Source organism: Nostoc sp. FACHB-888 (assembly GCF_014696655.1).
Taxonomy (GTDB): Bacteria; Cyanobacteriota; Cyanobacteriia; order Cyanobacteriales; family Nostocaceae; genus Nostoc.
This window is the reverse complement of record NZ_JACJQM010000021.1, coordinates 1-17,704: the sequence shown is the minus strand read 5'-3', so window position 1 is coordinate 17,704 and position 17,704 is coordinate 1. Positions and strand designations below refer to the sequence as shown.

Here is a 17,704-nt window from a genome sequence, read left to right as displayed (position 1 = left end):
TGTGTATATTCATCATATTCGGTGGTAATGATAAAAGCAGTAAAAATCGACTAAACATTGTGTTCATGTCTACACTACTGATCAAAAAGTCCTGTTGTAGATAAGTTAGTCCTAGTGAATCACCTTTATCTTTATTCAGTTAATTGTTCGCAACAGCCTTTACACCCGTCAACTTTAAGCGTAAGAAAACGATTAATTGACATTATTGGAGCCATTGTAGGGCTGATTATTACATTTATGGTAGCAATTCCACTGGCGATTGCTACCTTTATTCATGAGCCAAGTCCAATATTTTATTCCCAAATTCGCTGTGGTTTGAACGGAAAAACTTTCCGCATTTGGAAATTCCGTTCCATGATCGTCGATGCCGATAAACTCAAGCATTTGGTTGAAAACCAAGCCAAAGGTCACATTTTTAAATCTGTCGACGATCCTCGCATTACTCCTGTCGGTAAGTTTTTGCGGCGTACCAGTTTAGACGAATTTCCCCAATTTTGGAATGTTCTGGTAGGGGACATGAGTTTAGTTGGTACTCGTCCACCCACTCCTGATGAAGTCAGCAATTACGATCCACACCACTGGGATAGATTGCGAGTCAAACCAGGCATTACCGGAGAATGGCAGGCTAATGGACGTTCTAACATTACAGACTTTGAAACCATTGTCAAGATGGATATAGATTATCAATGCAAATGGTCTGTAACTTATGACCTGAGTCTGATTGTTAAAACTATCTGGGTAGTTTTAAAAAAGACTGGGGCTTATTGAATTAGTCATTAGTCACTAGTTTTTCTTTGCGTTCCCTCATCTCCACTTTCTTATTCAACCTTTGACCCCGCTACCAGTTTCCGTGGGGACAATGTAACGTTGTAAAAACAAAAATAGTAATAATACTGGGGCGATCGCAATCACTGAACCAGCAGCTACCAAGCGCCAGTCAAGAGAAAATGTGCCTGCCAGCTTGGCAACTCCCAAGGGGAGAGTGTATAAATTTTCGTCTTGGATGACGATTAAAGGCCACAAAAAATCACTCCAAGCACCAATAAATACAAAAATAGCTAAAGTTACCAATGCTGGGCGAACTGCTGGTAACATCACATGCCACCACAAACCTAACTCCGAACTGCCATCCATCCGCGCGGCTTCTTCTATCTCTTTGGGCACACTCATAAAAGCTTGGCGTAATAGAAAAATGCCAAAAGCAGAAGCTAAACTCGGAAAAATCATCCCTAGATAACTATTTCTCAAACCCAACTGGACTGTCAAAATATAAAGGGGAATCATCACGATTTGGAAGGGAATCATAATCGTAGAGACGATCGCTACAAAAATCCAGTCTCGCCCGACAAATGATAACCTTGCCAACGGATAGGCAGCTAAAGCGCAAAATAGTAAATTTAAGCCCACAGTCAGCACTGAAACCAAAGTGCTGTTATACAGATATTGCCCAAAAGGTAAAGAGTTCCATACACTAAAGAAGTTATCTAGTGTTGGTGAGGCAGGCAATAACTGTGGCGGCGACTGCAAAATATTTTCTGTAGGCGATTTCAAGGCTGTACTAACCAGCCACAGTAAAGGAAAGAGCATCACCAGTGCGATCGCTCCCAATAGCACATACATTAGCAGAATCTGCGATCGTGATTTTTTCAAGTTCAGCATTGGATTAATAAATTTCCGAGCTTTGTAAATATTTATAAGTAGTGACTGTTAAATGCCAAAAAAGTGGTCAGCTTATTTGTTTAGGGCATGGAAAGGTAAGAATTAATGATTTTAGGCTATTTAAAATCAGTAGTGTAAGGTTTGGAGACTTACTTAAAGTTATAGCAGATAAAGGTTATTAAGGAATTGCAGAAATTCATCAATTAGTAATTTGCTGAATCAGTTAGCTATATCAAATTTCTAAATGGTATTCTTCAGCAACAGTTAATATTATAAACTTGGTAAATTGCGACTATTTATATTTCTCTAAGCCAAGAAGAATAACCCATGATTATACCAGAAAATATTTATGCAAGAGTTATTTTGTATTAGTTTTTTGCACAATAAACCTGTACAATTCTTATTGCCCTAAATTGCTCCGCAGCTTGGCGATGTCACGATGCGGGGGAATACCAAATAGTTTTTTATATTCCCGGCTGAAATAAGACGCGTCATCGTAACCGACCCGAAAGCTGGCGCTCGCCACATCCATGTTTTCGCCGAGCATCAGACGGCGTGCTTCCTGAAGCCGTATTTGTTTCTGGAACTGCAAGGGACTCATCGCCGTGACGGACTTAAAATGTTGGTGAAAGCCTGACACGCTCATGCCGAGTTCGCGGGCTGTATCTTTGATTTTCAGCGGCTGATCAATGTTCTCGCGGATTTGCTTGACAACCCTGGAGATGCGCTGCGCGTCGCTTTCGGTAGTGATAAGCTGACCCAGGCGTGCGCTCTGTTTTCCCTTTAAAAGTCGGTAGATGATCTCGCGGATGATGAGCGGCGCGAGAAACTCTGTTTCGTCCGGCGTGTCAAATAGTTTTACTAATTTGACGACCGCATCGAGTAAATCGGCATCAACCGGGCTAACATCCATCGCCTTGACTCCGGCACCGCTTTTGTTTGTTTTGATGCCGGATTCAATCATCACCGCAGCAACAAGTGCCGGGTCGAGGTCTATCCGAAGATTCAAATAAGGTTTTTCCTCGGACGCTTGGACGACATTACTCATAATCGGCAAATCAAGTGTCGAGATTAAGTAATGACCGGAATCATAGTGAAATAATTCATCGTTCAAAAGCACATCCTTGCTGCCCTGCGCTATGACGCAGAAGGCGGGCTTTAATACGGATACCTGACTCTCGGTCGGTTTCGACGATTGATATATGAAAATGCCCGGAAACACTTCCAAAAGGCTGTTTTCAGGAGCGAGACGAATCATTCTTTCGATCAGCTCTTCCCGATTGATCTGCATCTTTCGCTTTTCAAATTCTGCTTCCTTTTGGTTCATAAATTTATATTAAACATTCTGTTTCTGTTCAGCACATTGCACGGCGATTTTTTGGAGAATTGTCCGGTTTTTTTCGATGAACGTCCTCACGCTATCCGTTTCCATGCCTGCATAATTGAACTCATACAGCAAACGATAGAAACGCTGCTGATAAAACCAGATTGATATTTGGAGAAATTTAAGATTAATAGAGCAACAATTTCAATCTGTAAATCTCACAATGGAAAGGGGAGAAATTATATGAACTATATATTAATTTTACCGATGATGGCTCTTATGATAAGCGGGCAAGCTTACACACAAACAGAACAAAAAGGACAATCAGAAAAAACAAAAGAAATGGAAGAAATGGAACAAATAACACCAAAGGGATATACAACTTTTAAGGTAAGCGACAACGTTACGATGTATAAGGTTACTTTTAAAAACCAATACAAAATGAATGTTGCGGGGCATCTATTTATTCCCAAGAATTTAGATCAGAGTAAAAAACATTCGGCGATTATTGTTGGGCATCCTATGGGAGCTGTAAAAGAACAAAGTGCCAACGTGTATGCTACAAATATGGCTGAACGAGGGTTTGTGGCTTTATCTCTTGACTTGTCTTTCTGGGGCGAGAGTGAGGGCAAACCACGCAACGCTGTTGCGCCTGATATTTATTCTGAAGATTTCAGTGCAGCAGTTGACTTTCTTGGCACCCGTCCATTTGTTGATAGAAACCGAATCGGAATAATTGGAATTTGTGGTAGCGGAAGCTTTGTTATCAGTGCCGCTAAGATTGATCCGCGAATGAAAGCGATCGCAACTGTCAGCATGTACGATATGGGAGCAGCTAACCGAAATGCACTTAACCATTCGCTGACCCTTGAGCAGAGAAAGAAAATCCAGGAGGAGGCTGCAAAGCAACGTTATGTAGAGTTTACCGATGGTGAAACCAAATACACGAGTGGGACTGTACATAGATTAGATGAAAACACACACCCTATCCAGCGTGAGTTTTATGATTTCTACCGCACTCCGCGAGGTGAATACACTCCAAAAGGAGGGTCGCCGGAACTCACAACGCACCCGACGTTAAGCAGTAACGTTAAGTTTATGAATTTTTACCCGTTTAATGACATAGAAACGATTTCCCCTCGTCCTATGCTTTTGATCACGGGCGATCAGGCTCACTCAAGAGAGTTTAGTGAGGATGCCTACAAACGTGCAGCCGAACCCAAAGAATTGTATATCATTCCGAAAGCAGGACACGTTGATTTATATGACAGAGTTGAGTTAATTCCCTTTGATAAACTCACGTCATTTTTTACCGAACATTTAAAGTAAAGTGAGTTTGGGATAAGAAACGAAGAATTATTGAATAAACCGTCGTTTGAGATATAACGACGGTTTCTTTGCGAGTAATTTCAACAATAATTGAAACAAATCTTTGTCACGATGATTGAATTCGTATTCGCACTCATTCGAGTACAAATAAAAGTTCTGTTAAAGATTGAATTTCGATTTTTAAGAAGCGCTCAAAGGTTTGACGGCTTACTCCAGTTATTCGCTTAAATTTCCTTGAGGTAAGCTGTTTAGTTCTCCCGAATCTCACTGCTAATTAAATTTTCTAATTGCAAATTGTCAAATTTTTAATCATACCACAAAACACTTTTGCAAGAGTTCTAGGTTTAATACCCTAAGCATAAATATAGGCCGGAGCAACGGTTGCTCCGACTCCGCTCGGTTTTAGTTGGGGTTTAAATACCCGCCTGAAAATATCTTTATTTTGAATTTTGAATTATTATCTGGCAGTTTTCAGCCAATTTACAGTGGTTAACCTTCAACCGCTACATAAGGTTGTGGTTCCCGCAAGCGTTGGGCAATTTGTTCTCGTCGATACTTTGCAAGTTCGCTGTAAAGCCTCTTGCGAGAAAGATTCACGCTTCCAACAGGCTCATGATCTAGCAGTGTATGCCAAGGAGAAAATAATATACCCTCATCTAAACGTTTGCGTTCTTCAAAGTCAAATGTTTGGCTGGGAATGCGGATAGTTGCAACTTTAATAAGCGGTGAATCTGCTTCTTGCCATTCTTTAACATGGTCTTCAATTGGCGTTTTTTCGTCATCTACATAAAACTGAATGAAGAAGTCAAAAGATGCTTCTCGACCTTCTTCAGTCAAATATTTCACCAACGCTTCTCGGAGGTAATTTTCTGATTCGGGAAGTGTTTCGGGTGGTTGTTCAGGTTGTTGAGATTTGACAGACAATTTTACAATGCGATTACCAAACTTAAAGGGAGCCATGCTCCAATATTGAATCAAAAGCGGATTTCCTACCTTCTGGCTGCCAATTTTTTGCAAGATAGCAAAGGCGTAACCAAGTTCCTGCATCCGCTCTGGGCTAAGTTCTCCACTACCTGCTCTGGAAAGATCAGCGTAATCACGAACGTCTTTGGTCAAAAAAGTAGGATAATTGTTGAGTATAAAATCTTGAGTTTTTTCTTCGTCATCCAGCACTTTTTGCCCCTCCACATTCATCACCTTGATGGCGATACCACGAACATCCGGTTGGCTATCGGAGTTAAATTGACCACGCTTTTGAGGCGCACCACCATTAGAGAAACGAATCCACACAGGATAAGTTTGGGGCGTTTTGAACAAACCTACTTTCAGGTCTTCAGGAAGATTGGGTTCAATAATAAACTCTCCTGAAAGGAGTCCATGACTTTTGCTATGAATTTGGCGGAGGTCTGGGCCGGTTTTTTGTTGAGCTTGGAGGCTAGTTGCGATAATCTCGTCGATTATTGCTTCCTGCTCAGTGGTAGATGATGTTGGATTAGCCATAAAATATTTGATGGTATGTCTTCATCATCCTGAAGCCTTAGCCTTTCTGAGTCAATCCGGTTTCCGTAGAAACAGCTTGTAGTGGTTTATCCCAAGTTTCAATAGGTATTTGGGACAAATAGGCGAAATCAAAGATAATTCCGATAGTCGGCTTTGTCTGCCACTGCGGTAAACTGAGCAAGCGATCGTAATATCCACCGCCATAACCCAGGCGATATCCTTGATGGTCGCAAGCGACACTGGGGACGAGAATTAAATCTACTTCGGCAACATCTAAGATTGGAGTGTCGGGGTGTGGTTCAGTAATGCCATAAGTGCCGCTTTGGACAGAATCTTCAGGTGTCCAAATATGCCAACATAGAGATTTATCAATGCAGCGAGGAAATCCCCAACGGTATTTGGTGTTCGCAAATAGTGGACTGAGATCAGGTTCTTGACGAAAGCTGAAATAAGCAAGTATTGTTTTTGCTTGGGAGAACGAAGTAGAGTTTTGTAAATGAGAGCAAATGTGATCGCTTTTTTCTCTCCACTCTCGAACGGGCATTGATTGACGGGTTTTAAGTAGAGTGCGCCGTAGTTCTGCTTTATTTAATTGATGATTAACTTTGTCCATGAAATATTTATGCGCCAAAAAAATAAGCTGGGCATTGCCCAGCTTATAACACTCTACATTTACTAATACATGGTTATGCAGCGTGTTGACGATACCACTCAATCGTATTCTTTAACCCTTGCTCAAAGCCCACCTGAGCCGTGAAATTAAAGGCTTGCTTTGCCCGTTCAGTATCTAAACAGCGACGGGGTTGACCATTAGGCTTGTCAGTTTGCCATACAATTTCACCCTTAAATTCCATCAATTCGCAGATTAGAGTTATTAAATTAAGGATGGAGATTTCATAACCTGTTCCCAAGTTAACTGGTTCCAATTCGTTATACAATTGAGTTCCCATAACAATCCCCCGCGCTGCATCTTCTGAATATAGAAACTCGCGGGTGGGGCTGCCATCACCCCAAACTGGGAGTTGCTTTTCTCCTTGAATTTGGGCTTCGTGAACTTTGCGAATTAACGCTGGAATAACGTGAGAACTTCCAGGGTCAAAGTTATCTTCTGGGCCATATAGATTCACTGGCAGTAGATAAATTCCATTAAAACCGTACTGCTGGCGGTAAGATTGCAATTGAACTAAAAGCGCTTTTTTAGCAATTCCGTAGGGGGCATTGGTTTCCTCTGGGTAGCCATTCCAAAGATCGTCTTCTTTAAATGGCACTGGAGTAAATTTAGGATAGGCGCAGATTGTGCCAACACAAACGAATTTTTCTACTCCAGCTTGATAGGCAGCGTGAATTAGCTGCGTACCCATGATCAAATTATCGTAGAACAACTCTGCGGGTTTTTCGCGGTTCAGACCGATGCCACCAACATGAGCTGCTAGGTGGATAATTACGTCTTGCTGGTCAACTGCACGTTGGCTATTTTCCCAAACACGCAAATCACAATCGCGCGATCGCGTTACTGTAATCTTCTCATGATTAGCCCCTGCTTTACACAGTTGATCTATCACCCGACGACCTAGAAACCCCGACCCACCAGTGACAAGAATGCGTTTATTTTTTAATGTTAAGGCGGTCATATTTTTATCCTCTGTGGTGCAAATCAGAAGTGCAAAGCGCCTAGTTGTTGACGAATAGTCGCAATATCTAATGGGAATTGTGAACCATTTCCATTGGGTGAAGTTTGACCCAATGCTTGTAAATCTGCTTCTACCATTAATGAAACTAATTCTTTAAAGGTTACTGATGGTGCCCAGCCCAAATTCTGCCGTGCTTTGGTAGAATCGCCAATCAACAACTCTACCTCAGATGGACGGAGGTAACGCTCATCAAACTCTACATAATCTTCCCAATTGAGATTTACGTAATTAAATGCCAGTTCCAAAAACTCGCGCACCGAGTGGGTTTCACCAGTAGCAATTACGTAATCGTCTGGCTGGTCTTTCTGCAACATCAACCACATTGCTTTGACGTAATCCTTCGCATAGCCCCAATCTCGCTTTGCGTCTAGATTACCCATGTAAATTTTTTTCTGCTTCCCAGCAACGATACCAGCCACTGCTCTAGTAATTTTGCGGGTTACAAAGGTTTCACCCCGCCGTGGTGACTCGTGGTTAAAAAGTATGCCGTTACAAGCAAATAAATCATAAGACTCACGATAATTTACAGTTTGCCAGTGGGCGTAAACTTTCGCACAGGCATAAGGGCTGCGGGGATAAAAGGGCGTTGTCTCAGTTTGAGGTATTGCTTGTACTAAACCGTACATTTCTGAAGAACCCGCCTGGTAAAATCGCACCTGAATTCCGGTACGGTGTTGATAGTCCCGAATTGCTTCTAAAAGACGCAACGTCCCCATTCCGACAGCATCCACTGTGTATTCTGGTGAATCAAAGCTTACTCTGACATGAGATTGAGCGCCCAGGTTGTAAATCTCTACTGGCTGGACTTCTTCTAAAATGCGTCGCAACGTCGTACCATCTGTCAAGTCACCATAGTGAAGAAATAACCGCACTCCCTCTTTATGGGGGTCTTCATAAATGTGATCGATGCGGTCTGTGTTAAAGGTAGAAGTCCGGCGAATAATGCCATGAACCTCATAACCTTGTTCCAACAAAAACTCACTTAAATATGAACCATCTTGCCCAGTAATACCAGTAATTAATGCTCGTTTCTGTTGCGTCATGCTCAATTATCCCTTATTGCCTTTGATTAAAAAGTTACAAACAATCTGATACAACTTAGCAACTAATTGCTGAATTGCCTAATGGTAAACCTACGAGTTATTGTTGTTAGGATACTTTTCTCCTAAATAAATATACTTAATAAAGATTAATTTAACACGTAAGTCCAAGCTTAAATATATCGAAACTGTTTAATTTGTTTGATTATGTATATTTTTTCTTTTAACAAATAAATCAACATTCTTTTTGTGTTCGTTGTTTTTTTGTCAAAATTTTATATATATCTGGTTTTATGAAGACTGAATAAAATAAGTATTTGAAATTATATTTATTGCAAAAATCAGAATAAGAGCAAAATGAACTACAAACAGACTTAAAGGAATTTTAGCTAAATGGAAACACTTAAGCTCATCTTACCTGTAAAAGGGGATTGGATAACACGAAAGACTGTTAACCGTCAACGGCGTCGGGTCGCGTCTGCGGTTAATTTTTTTTACAAATGATTTAGGACTGTTATATAGCAATCCGATAGCGAAGCGGTAGCGAGTCAGACGCTCCTGCGTCGCTCTAAGCGAAGCATCCCGAAGGGTATACGCTGCGCTATCAAGCGTCTTTGATTTGGAGAATCACTCATAGAGGTAAGGGACTGGGGATTAGGGACTGGGAAGAAGGAATAAAGGTGTACTGAGTTTTGTTCAAAAATCAAATATGAGCCCTATAGTTCTTTAGTCTTATGGCAATAATTAATACTTAGGGGCATTAACTGCCCCACAGAATCGGCCCTAAGTAGTTACTCAGTATGCCCCATTATTTTTGGGCACAATGACCACATCAACAGTTTTCAAGATGATCCATAAATCAAGCCAGAGATTCCTAAACCTAGCATAATGCAGGTCTATCTGGACTCGCCGAGGGTAGGGAATATCATTACGCCCAGACACCTGCCACAAACCTGTAATTCCTGGACGGATCGTTAAAATCTCATCAATGTAAGAACCGTATTTTGGCAGTTCTTCTGCTACTAAGGGTCGGGGGCCGACTACACTCATGTCCCCTTTTAAAACGTTCCAGAACTGGGGAAATTCGTCTAAGCTAGTAATTCGCAAAAATCGACCAATTTTGGTAATCCGGGGGTCTTGTTTCAGCTTAAAACTGCTTTCAAATTCTTGTCGCAATTCAGGCGATGTTTCCATCATTTGCATGAGGATTTCGTCAGCATTGCTTACCATTGTTCGGAACTTAATACAATTAAACGGTTTGTAATTTTTCCCTACCCGTTCCTGGACATAAAAAATTGGGCCTTCTGAGCTGAAAGCAATCAGCAAGGCCAAAATTAAATAGACGGGTAAGAACAAAATTAACACTGACAGCGAAAACACTATATCGAACAGTCGTTTGGCAAACTCTCCGTTTAAACCCTGAAAAGATAAACCTTTAAGTTTAACTTTTGGTGTCTTCGTTTTTGGACCGCGTTTTAAGAAACGCGTAGACGTTCTGGTGTCTTGCCTTACGCCTCGCTTGCCGGAGAGGAGTGAGCTCTGGGCAGTCATCATACTCCTTTATAATCCACACCACACATAGTCCCAATATTAAAGCCAAAATGATGTGCTTCTGGGGAAAATTGCCAAAAGCCTAAAAAAATAAGACATTAACCAAGACCATTATGCCGAAAACGGTCTTTTTCGTTGCACTTGTTTACAAAATCTAGATAACGATCTGCAAAGATTTGCGGTGAAAACTGCGCGGCGTGCGATCGCATATACTCGGAACTGAACGAACCCTCATACACTTCAAACTTTTCTACTGCCTCCACTAAAGCCGCCTCTGTTTGCGTCCTGAAGAATATACCTGTCCCTGTATCCACTCCAGAGCGGATATCTCGCACTGTTTCTAGAGCACCCCCTGCACCGTAGGCAATCACTGGCGTGCCACAGGCTTGTGCTTCCACTAGGGCGATACCAAAATCTTCACAAGCTGCATATACAAACGCCTTAGCCCTAGACATATATTTTTTTACCACATTATCGGGTTGCCATCCCAGTATTTGGATATTAGAGTTTGCTATCTCGCGAATCTTGTTCATTTCATCTCCTGTACCAATGACTACTAATGGCCGTTTTAGTTGATTAAAAGCCTTGACAATCAACGATATTTGCTTGTAACTCACTAACCGGGAAACTGTCAGATAAAAGTCCTCTTTCTCAGACAGAAATGGAAATTCCGCAATATTCACTGGTGGGTAAATGACTGTTGCTTCTCGGCGATAGCAACGCCAAATCCGCCGAGCTGTATGTTGCGAGTTAGCAATGAAGTAATCAACGCGATTGGCACTCAATACATCCCACTGGCGCAAACGATGTAATAAATATCGTGTCACCCATCCAGGGAAACCACTACCTAGTTTGCTGTGGCGCAGATAATCAAAAGTCAAGTCCCAGGCATAGCGCATAGGGCTGTGACAGTAGCAAATATGCATCTGTTCGGGAGTAGTCAAGATTCCTTTGGCAACAGCATGGGATGAAGACAGAATTACGTCATAATGCCGCAAATCAAGCTGTTCAATTGCCAAAGGCCACAAAGGCAAGTATTTTTGTACACCGTTGCGGGCATAGGGAAAGTCCTGAAGAAACGTCTTGCCAATTTGACGCTTGTACAAATAACTTTCAGGATTGCTGGATTCAAAATCTATGAGGGCATACAAATCAGCATTAATGTGATTCAAAATTTCTCGTACAACGAGTTCTGAACCACCGGTGGCTTTGGGTGTCAACCACTCATGAACCAGAGCATATTTCAAGGGCACAGCTAACTTGAATAAATGGAAAGAAAATACAAAGGCCAACTTGATGACGTTAACTGAAAAGTTTCCCCTTGTGATCAATTAACGGGAAGCCACCCAGATTAGCACATCAGACGCAATCTTTTTGTCAGAGGTTCCAGATGGATGCTGCAACCTGATAATCTCAGATTGGGGAGTGGGCAGTGGGGAATGGGGAATACCAACAGTTATTCTTGCCCTGGCTCCCCTGCTTTTCCCCTACTCCTTTAATGACAACTGATATAGAAATGGTGAATTTATGCGAATTCTCATTATGGGTGGTACTCGGTTCATTGGTGTTTATTTGACTCAACTACTAGTGGAACAAGGACATGAGGTGGTGCTGTTCAATCGGGGAAATCGACCAGCACCTTCTTTAGAGGGAGTAGGACAAATTATAGGCGATCGCACTGATGCTACTCAATTAAAGGCAAAGTTATCACATGAAAACTTTGATGTCATTTTTGACAATAACGCGCGGGAACTTACTGATACTCAACCACTGGCAGAAATTTTTCAAGACCGAGTGCAACATTTTGTGTATATGAGTTCTGCGGGCGTGTATCTCAAATCTGACCAATTGCCCCACGTAGAAGGCGATTCGGTAGATCCGAAAAGTCGCCACAAGGGTAAGCATGAAACAGAAGCTTATCTGACTCAATTGGGATTACCCTTTACTTCCATTCGTCCTACTTATATTTACGGGCCTCGTAATTATAATGAGTTAGAAGGCTGGTTTTTTGACAGAATTGTGCGCGATCGCCCCATTCCCATCCCGGGAAATGGGTTACATATCACGCAGCTAGGTCATGTAAAAGACTTAGCAAAAGCAATGACTCAGGTTTTAGGTAATGAACAAGCCATAGGACAGATTTATAATATCTCTGGCGATCGCTTTGTCACTTTTGATGGTTTAGCCCGTGCTAGCGCTATAGCGGCTGGTAAATCACCCGATGCTGTAAAAATTGTCCATTACGACCCGAAAAAGTTTGATTTCGGCAAGCGTAAAGCTTTTCCGATGCGGGTGCAGCATTTCTTTGCTTCGGTGAACAAAGCGCAAACAGAATTAAACTGGCATCCTGAATATGATTTAATTTCTGGATTACAAGATTCTTTAGAAAATGACTTTTTGGCTAATGCAAAAGACAAAGCTGAAGTAGATTTCTCTGTAGATGAGGAGATTTTACAAGCTGTTTAACAACAAGATTCCCGATTTATTAAATAAGTCGGGAATCTGAGTTTTAGTCAAAAGGAAGAGTTTTTTCTTTTACCTGGGGAAGAAGAAATTCATCACGTCTTCAGTTTTTACTTGAATAGGAAGGCAGACGTTTTTAACATATTTATTGCGTCAATGCCGTTGAAATTCCTTTTTGTAAATGGTGAACAAGTTGCAATATCCACTCCACAATGTTCTAGAAGCCCGTGCCCGCTTAGGTGAAGGCCCAATGTGGGACTCAACTCAAAACCTACTGTATTGGGTTGATATTCATAACCATCGCGTGCATCAGTTTCATCCTGCTACGGGAAAAAGTTCCTTTTTTGATGTGGGAGATGTAGTAGGTGCGATCGCAACAGCAGGTAAAGATAGATTAATTATGGCACTGCGCCATCATTTGGCGTTTCTCAACACCCAGACAGGTGAAGTTAACCCCATTTTGGAAATTGAAGAGAATCTCCTAGATAATCGTTTCAATGATGGCAAATGTGACCCTCAAGGCCGCTTTTGGTTTGGCTCAATGTGTTCTTTGGAAAAACCTCAGGCGAGCCTCTATCGCTATGACAATGATGGTTCATTGCATGTAATGGAAACAGGATTGACTATCTCTAATGGTCTGGGGTGGAGTCCAGATCAAAAGACATTTTACTTAACAGATTCTCCTCAGCAAAAAATATATGCTTACGACTTTAATTCCGTAACAGGGAATATTACTAATCGCCGGGTTTTTGTTGATTTAACTCATGAATCATTCTACCCAGATGGTTTGACAATAGACAGTGAAGGACATATTTGGTCAGCTATGTGGGATGGATGGTGTGTGATTCGTTTCAATCCCAAGGGTGAAGAGATATTGCGGATAAAGCTACCTGTGCAAGTGCCAACTAGCTGTACTTTTGGCGGCGAAGATTTGCAAACACTTTACATTACCACTGCTTCAGTTGGACTCAGTCAAGCAGAGATCGAACAAAGTTTCTACTCTGGTGATTTGTTTGCTCTGCAAACTGATGTTACTGGATTACCTAGTAATAATTTTTAAGAATTATATAGTAGTCCTAAATCATTCGTGGAATTTATAAATTCTATTTTTATTCTCTTTTCTGTTAACTGTTGACAGTCAACGGTTATCAGTTATCAGTCATCAGCCTTCATGTAAATGTTCAAGTTGAATGCGTAACAGCTTCTTCTTTATTGTCTCCACAATGCCACTTGCTGTTTTAGCTCTCTCATATCTAAATAATCGCTAGCAAAAGCCTTTCGTAAAAGTGGATGAGGAATAAATTGATCATACTTTTGGATTTCCGGTGCTTCTGAAGTACTGACTAAATCTTCTGAGGTAATTCTTTGCTCACACAATGAAGCAATTTCAGGATAAAGATATTTAAATTTATCCTTGCCTAGTTTAATTGTCAAATAATAAGGATTTACTCCGCCAATACTGATAATTTCTAACGATTCTCGACAGTAAGAGTTGAGTAATCTTTCTAAAGTGCGGTAACCAACTGTACCCATCCAGGGGAAAATGCAGCATTTACCTTTTTCTAATTGCAAAATATTTTGTTTATCTAATCCAACCTGCTTAACTAATTGGCGAACTTTACGTAAACGTTGCAAAGCATTTTTTTGCAAATAGCTGTACTCGATATTTTCAAATAGAACCTGTTGCATTCGTTGTAAAACTTTGGTATGAATAGTACCACTACCACCACGCCAATAAATACTAGATTTCCCCTCAGCTTGTTTAACAAAAATAGCCTTTTTTTTAAAGTCAACTTCTACGACTTCCCAAGTTCTCCCAGCTAAAGCAAATTGATTGCCAACAGCAGGCGGCGTGACGATACTGCCAATTTGCGTTACACCTTGTTTAACAATATATTCTTGCTGTTCAGCAAAGACAGCATAAAACTGAAATTTTCTCACAATCTTTTCTCCTGCCAAACCCAAGATTAATTTACCTTGTTCAGTATGCTGAATATGACCAATATCAATTAAATAGCGCAGCAGTAATTGGAAATCCTCTTTGGAAATAGCAACAAAGGGTGGCAAGCTAAAAATTTGTTTAGCTAAGGCATTAGGTGAAAGTTCCCCTGTTGCTGTTAAAATGCTCATTGTTTGGTGATAAAGCAAACTCAAAGGATATTTAATCGGTCTGATTGGTTCAATCCATTGCTCATCTAAATAAAGTTGGATTATAGCGATAGACTGCAAAAGTTGCCAGGGTATTTGCTCTGGTAGATAAGCTTCTGATAATGGTTTCTCTTCAGCACAGATAAAGCGCATATCGGCAGCTTCACCTCTCCTGCCACTACGTCCTAAACGCTGTAAAAAACTAGCTACAGACAAGGGTGATTCTAACTGAATAACTCGCTCTAAATAACCGATATCTATACCTAATTCTAAAGTCAGAGTAGCGGCGGTAACTGCTGGATTGTTGGGTTCACGCATCGCATTTTCAGCAGATTGCCGTAAGCTAGCAGATATACTCCCATGATGCACATGATATATATCTGGTAGTCCTTGTTCTGTGGCAATTTGTCGCAAAGATGCTATTACAGATTCAGTTCGCGTACGATTATTAGCAAATATTAAACATTTGCGAGATTTGCTAAGGTTAAAAATATATTGTTCATAAGCTGTTGCCTCTGATTCATCTACTTCATCACTAATATAAAAATGTTCTACAGCTAGTTTTATTTGGCGTTTGATTCCGTCAGCTTGCGGTGTAATGACTCGCTTCTCTGTTCCAGAACGCAACCATTCTTCAGCTATTGAGTAATCACCAAGAGTTGCCGATAAACCAATACGGCGTGGTTGCCTTTGCGTCAACTTTGCTAAACGTTGTAATTGGCAAATAATTTGACAACCGCGTTCGGAACCCATAAAGGCATGAATTTCATCAATGATCACAAATCTTAAATCACCAAATAAGCGAAGTAGGTCGTTATTTTTATTAATTAATAAACTTTCTAAAGATTCTGGTGTAATTTGTAGAATGCCTTGAGGGTTCTTTAAAAGCTTGCTTTTTCGACTTTGAGAAACATCACCGTGCCAATGCCAAACTGGAATATCTGCTTCTTTGAGTAAGTCGTTGAGGCGCTCAAATTGATCATTAATTAAAGCTTTGATTGGACTAATATATAATGCCCCTATAGTTGTAGCAGGGTTGGTATGTAATAAAGTCAAAATTGGCAGAAAGGCTGCTTCTGTTTTCCCCGCAGCAGTTGCAGCAGTAACTAGCAAATGAGCATCAGTGTCAAATATAACTTGACAAGCAGCAATTTGAACTGGTCGTAATTCAGTCCACTGGTGATGATAAATATATTCTTGAATGAAGGGTGCAAGTCGGCTAAAGGCATCGCTCATTTTTTGATGAATAATTAGTGATAAGTAGCTGTGTGAGCATTAAAGAATCGGTCACATAGCTTTAGGATGTGATGGACTTATAGCGGTTCTCAGTTGAGTGAGGTACAAGAACCCCACCCCGCAAGCGAAGGGGGGGGCTATAATTTACCTCATTTAGGAAAAGCTATAGATAAATCTCTTAATTCAATGGTATTTTAGTAATTTTTGCCGATTTTTCCCCCTATTGACTCAAGACAGATTAACATCTATTAATCAAACTGAAGTAATAGGGACAAGTATATAATCAGGCAAAACCCATGAATAAATATAAGGAAATATTACGAGTCATACTTGCTATATCCATCATTGTGGTTGGAGTGACACATTTTCTTGTTCCAGAAGAATATGTCAAAATTGTACCTCCGCAACTTCCTTACCCTTTAGGATTAGTTTATCTTAGTGGCTTTTATGAAATTTTGGGTGGTATCGGCTTATTAGTCCCGCCTGTAAGTCAAGCTGCTGCTTGGGGACTTCTTGCTCTTTTTATTGCTGTCTACCCTGCCAATATTTATATGGCGGTTAATCTTATTAAGATTGAACATATACCTAATTCACCTTGGGTACACGTAGTCAGGCTTCCCTTTCAAGCAGTTTTAATTGCTTGGGCTTGGTGGTACACGAAATCTTCTGATTGCGAAAAACAAATTTCTATCATTCCCAAGTCACTCATTCCTAAAGAATTAGAATTGAAATGAGTGCGTTTTTTATATCTGAATTATGCGTGTTGCAACTTTGTTTGGAATAACACTCTCGTTAGCAATCGGTATTGGAGGAGTAACCCTTCCCGTGACTCAAGCGGTGCAGCTTAGAGATGGCACAGTCTACTTTGTCCAACCGCCGAAACTTGTTGAGGCAACAACTACTTATAAAGATGTGAATGTTTGGGGCGCAACTTACTATTTCAAGATTAACGTGCCGGAAAATGCTGGAGAATCCCTCCAGAAGGTAACGATCGCACAAAGGGAAGGAGCAGAAAACATCCGCTATGATCTTAATGATACCCGCGCCTTTGTCGGAACCAGCGATCGCAAAGAATCTCGGCTAACATTAGGCCCAGTTACAGCAGAACGCAAGACACGAACCGTTACTGTGAATTTTGATCCGCCTGTTACTCCGGGACAGACAGTTACAATCGCCCTTAGCCCTGTGAAGAATCCCAGCTTTTCTGGTGTCTACTTACTGGGTGTAACAGCATTCCCAGTAGGTGAAAAATCTCACGGACAATTTCTCGGCTTTGGACGGTTTCAGTTTTACAGCAATAGAAGTCACTGGTGGTTTCCATAAGTATTACAGCAACTTGTTGCAAAATTGCGTAGGCGCAGCCCGCCGCAGGCATCGCAAATATTTATCCCCAGATTATTTGTAAATTTAAAATAAATCCTGGTAAAATACCATCTCCTGATAATTCTTGTGGAGATACTAATGTTTCTATTGGTTTACCAATACAATATATTTCTACCTGACGCATTTTCGGATTAATTAACCAGCCTAATTTAACTCCGTTATCGATATATTCCTGCATTTTCGTTTGCGTTTCTCGCAAACTATCGCTTGGTGACATTAACTCTAAAACAAAATCTGGTGCGGGCGGAAACTTTTCTTGTTCTTCGGGTGTGAGTGCATCAATACGGTTCAGTTAAGGTTCAAAGTCATGTAAATTAAGCATTGTTCCCAAGAATGGAAATTAAGTGTGGTGCATCTGAGAGATTTTTCGTTGGTGTGTC

15 protein-coding genes and 2 pseudogenes are annotated in these 17,704 nt (G+C 40.9%); 7 read left to right on the top strand and 10 right to left on the bottom strand.

The window, feature by feature from the left end; genetic code table 11:
- Positions 1-114 precede the first annotated feature (114 nt).
- Entirely contained in the window at positions 115-768 is a 654-nt protein-coding gene (locus H6G26_RS15365; protein WP_190730078.1) for a sugar transferase, read from the top strand.
- 54 nt (positions 769-822) lie between these two features.
- Here H6G26_RS15365 and H6G26_RS15360 read toward each other — a convergent pair whose 3' ends face one another.
- A complete protein-coding gene (locus H6G26_RS15360) occupies positions 823-1,659 on the bottom strand; it encodes a carbohydrate ABC transporter permease (RefSeq protein ID WP_190730077.1) in 837 nt (278 codons plus the stop codon).
- A gap of 56 nt (positions 1,660-1,715) precedes the next feature.
- On the opposite strand from H6G26_RS15360, the pseudogene H6G26_RS15355 reads away from it, so the two are divergent.
- A pseudogene (locus tag H6G26_RS15355) lies at positions 1,716-1,838 on the top strand (IS5/IS1182 family transposase); the annotation flags it as partial.
- 221 nt (positions 1,839-2,059) lie between these two features.
- Here the strand turns inward: H6G26_RS15355 and H6G26_RS15350 are convergent.
- Complete coding sequence (locus H6G26_RS15350) at positions 2,060-2,986, bottom strand: AraC family transcriptional regulator (RefSeq protein WP_190730076.1); 927 nt, start codon at positions 2,984-2,986, stop codon at positions 2,060-2,062.
- 240 nt (positions 2,987-3,226) lie between these two features.
- Here H6G26_RS15350 and H6G26_RS15345 point away from each other — a divergent pair, with 240 nt between their 5' ends.
- On the top strand, positions 3,227-4,312 hold the full coding sequence (locus tag H6G26_RS15345; RefSeq protein ID WP_199326909.1) for an alpha/beta hydrolase: 1,086 nt from the start codon (positions 3,227-3,229) through the stop codon (positions 4,310-4,312).
- A gap of 489 nt (positions 4,313-4,801) precedes the next feature.
- On the opposite strand, the gene H6G26_RS15340 is transcribed toward H6G26_RS15345, so the two are convergent.
- From H6G26_RS15340 to H6G26_RS15315, 6 genes are all read right to left on the bottom strand, one after another.
- A complete protein-coding gene (locus tag H6G26_RS15340) occupies positions 4,802-5,812 on the bottom strand; it encodes a catalase family protein (protein WP_190730075.1) in 1,011 nt (336 codons plus the stop codon).
- A gap of 37 nt (positions 5,813-5,849) precedes the next feature.
- On the bottom strand, positions 5,850-6,425 hold the full coding sequence (locus tag H6G26_RS15335; RefSeq protein ID WP_190730074.1) for a 5-formyltetrahydrofolate cyclo-ligase: 576 nt from the start codon (positions 6,423-6,425) through the stop codon (positions 5,850-5,852).
- A gap of 73 nt (positions 6,426-6,498) precedes the next feature.
- On the bottom strand, positions 6,499-7,443 hold the full coding sequence (locus tag H6G26_RS15330; protein WP_190730073.1) for a GDP-L-fucose synthase: 945 nt from the start codon (positions 7,441-7,443) through the stop codon (positions 6,499-6,501).
- Positions 7,444-7,466: 23 nt separating this feature from the next.
- The gene (gene gmd / locus H6G26_RS15325; RefSeq protein ID WP_190730072.1) at positions 7,467-8,546 is read right to left on the bottom strand and encodes a GDP-mannose 4,6-dehydratase; all 1,080 of its coding nucleotides are present in this window, start codon (positions 8,544-8,546) and stop codon (positions 7,467-7,469) included.
- 792 nt (positions 8,547-9,338) lie between these two features.
- Positions 9,339-10,094 (bottom strand): sugar transferase, encoded by a 756-nt coding sequence (locus H6G26_RS15320; RefSeq protein ID WP_190730146.1) that lies wholly within the window; start codon positions 10,092-10,094, stop codon positions 9,339-9,341.
- Positions 10,095-10,192: 98 nt separating this feature from the next.
- Positions 10,193-11,347, bottom strand: a complete 1,155-nt coding sequence (locus tag H6G26_RS15315; protein ID WP_190730071.1) for a glycosyltransferase — start codon at positions 11,345-11,347, stop codon at positions 10,193-10,195.
- Between the two features lie 274 nt (positions 11,348-11,621).
- On the opposite strand from H6G26_RS15315, the gene H6G26_RS15310 reads away from it, so the two are divergent.
- The gene (locus H6G26_RS15310) at positions 11,622-12,560 is read left to right on the top strand and encodes an NAD-dependent epimerase/dehydratase family protein (RefSeq protein WP_190730070.1); all 939 of its coding nucleotides are present in this window, start codon (positions 11,622-11,624) and stop codon (positions 12,558-12,560) included.
- Between the two features lie 178 nt (positions 12,561-12,738).
- Entirely contained in the window at positions 12,739-13,617 is an 879-nt protein-coding gene (locus H6G26_RS15305) for an SMP-30/gluconolactonase/LRE family protein (protein ID WP_190730069.1), read from the top strand.
- Between the two features lie 149 nt (positions 13,618-13,766).
- Here the strand turns inward: H6G26_RS15305 and H6G26_RS15300 are convergent, their stop codons facing one another.
- Entirely contained in the window at positions 13,767-15,941 is a 2,175-nt protein-coding gene (locus tag H6G26_RS15300; protein ID WP_190730068.1) for a DEAD/DEAH box helicase, read from the bottom strand.
- A 296-nt stretch (positions 15,942-16,237) separates the two neighbouring features.
- Here H6G26_RS15300 and H6G26_RS15295 point away from each other — a divergent pair, with 296 nt between their 5' ends.
- Together H6G26_RS15295 and H6G26_RS15290 are read left to right on the top strand one after the other, a co-directional pair.
- A complete protein-coding gene (locus H6G26_RS15295; protein WP_190730067.1) occupies positions 16,238-16,675 on the top strand; it encodes a DoxX family protein in 438 nt (145 codons plus the stop codon).
- A 22-nt stretch (positions 16,676-16,697) separates the two neighbouring features.
- Positions 16,698-17,264 carry a DUF2808 domain-containing protein gene (locus H6G26_RS15290; protein WP_190730066.1) on the top strand — a complete coding sequence of 189 codons (567 nt, stop codon included), beginning with the start codon at positions 16,698-16,700 and terminating at the stop codon, positions 17,262-17,264.
- A gap of 61 nt (positions 17,265-17,325) precedes the next feature.
- Here the strand turns inward: H6G26_RS15290 and H6G26_RS15285 are convergent.
- Positions 17,326-17,613 (bottom strand): annotated as a pseudogene (locus tag H6G26_RS15285) (Uma2 family endonuclease); the annotation flags it as partial.
- Positions 17,614-17,704 lie beyond the last annotated feature (91 nt).

Coding starts and splice junctions, on each gene's coding strand:
- H6G26_RS15295 (WP_190730067.1), top strand. CDS start 16,238: ATGAATAAATATAAGGAAATATTACGAGTCATACTTGCTATATCCATC.
- H6G26_RS15350 (WP_190730076.1), bottom strand. CDS start 2,986: ATGAACCAAAAGGAAGCAGAATTTGAAAAGCGAAAGATGCAGATCAAT.
- H6G26_RS15360 (WP_190730077.1), bottom strand. CDS start 1,659: ATGCTGAACTTGAAAAAATCACGATCGCAGATTCTGCTAATGTATGTG.
- H6G26_RS15335 (WP_190730074.1), bottom strand. CDS start 6,425: ATGGACAAAGTTAATCATCAATTAAATAAAGCAGAACTACGGCGCACT.
- gmd (WP_190730072.1), bottom strand. CDS start 8,546: ATGACGCAACAGAAACGAGCATTAATTACTGGTATTACTGGGCAAGAT.
- H6G26_RS15320 (WP_190730146.1), bottom strand. CDS start 10,094: ATGACTGCCCAGAGCTCACTCCTCTCCGGCAAGCGAGGCGTAAGGCAA.
- H6G26_RS15310 (WP_190730070.1), top strand. CDS start 11,622: ATGCGAATTCTCATTATGGGTGGTACTCGGTTCATTGGTGTTTATTTG.
- H6G26_RS15300 (WP_190730068.1), bottom strand. CDS start 15,941: ATGAGCGATGCCTTTAGCCGACTTGCACCCTTCATTCAAGAATATATT.
- H6G26_RS15305 (WP_190730069.1), top strand. CDS start 12,739: ATGGTGAACAAGTTGCAATATCCACTCCACAATGTTCTAGAAGCCCGT.
- H6G26_RS15290 (WP_190730066.1), top strand. CDS start 16,698: ATGCGTGTTGCAACTTTGTTTGGAATAACACTCTCGTTAGCAATCGGT.
- H6G26_RS15345 (WP_199326909.1), top strand. CDS start 3,227: ATGAACTATATATTAATTTTACCGATGATGGCTCTTATGATAAGCGGG.
- H6G26_RS15330 (WP_190730073.1), bottom strand. CDS start 7,443: ATGACCGCCTTAACATTAAAAAATAAACGCATTCTTGTCACTGGTGGG.
- H6G26_RS15340 (WP_190730075.1), bottom strand. CDS start 5,812: ATGGCTAATCCAACATCATCTACCACTGAGCAGGAAGCAATAATCGAC.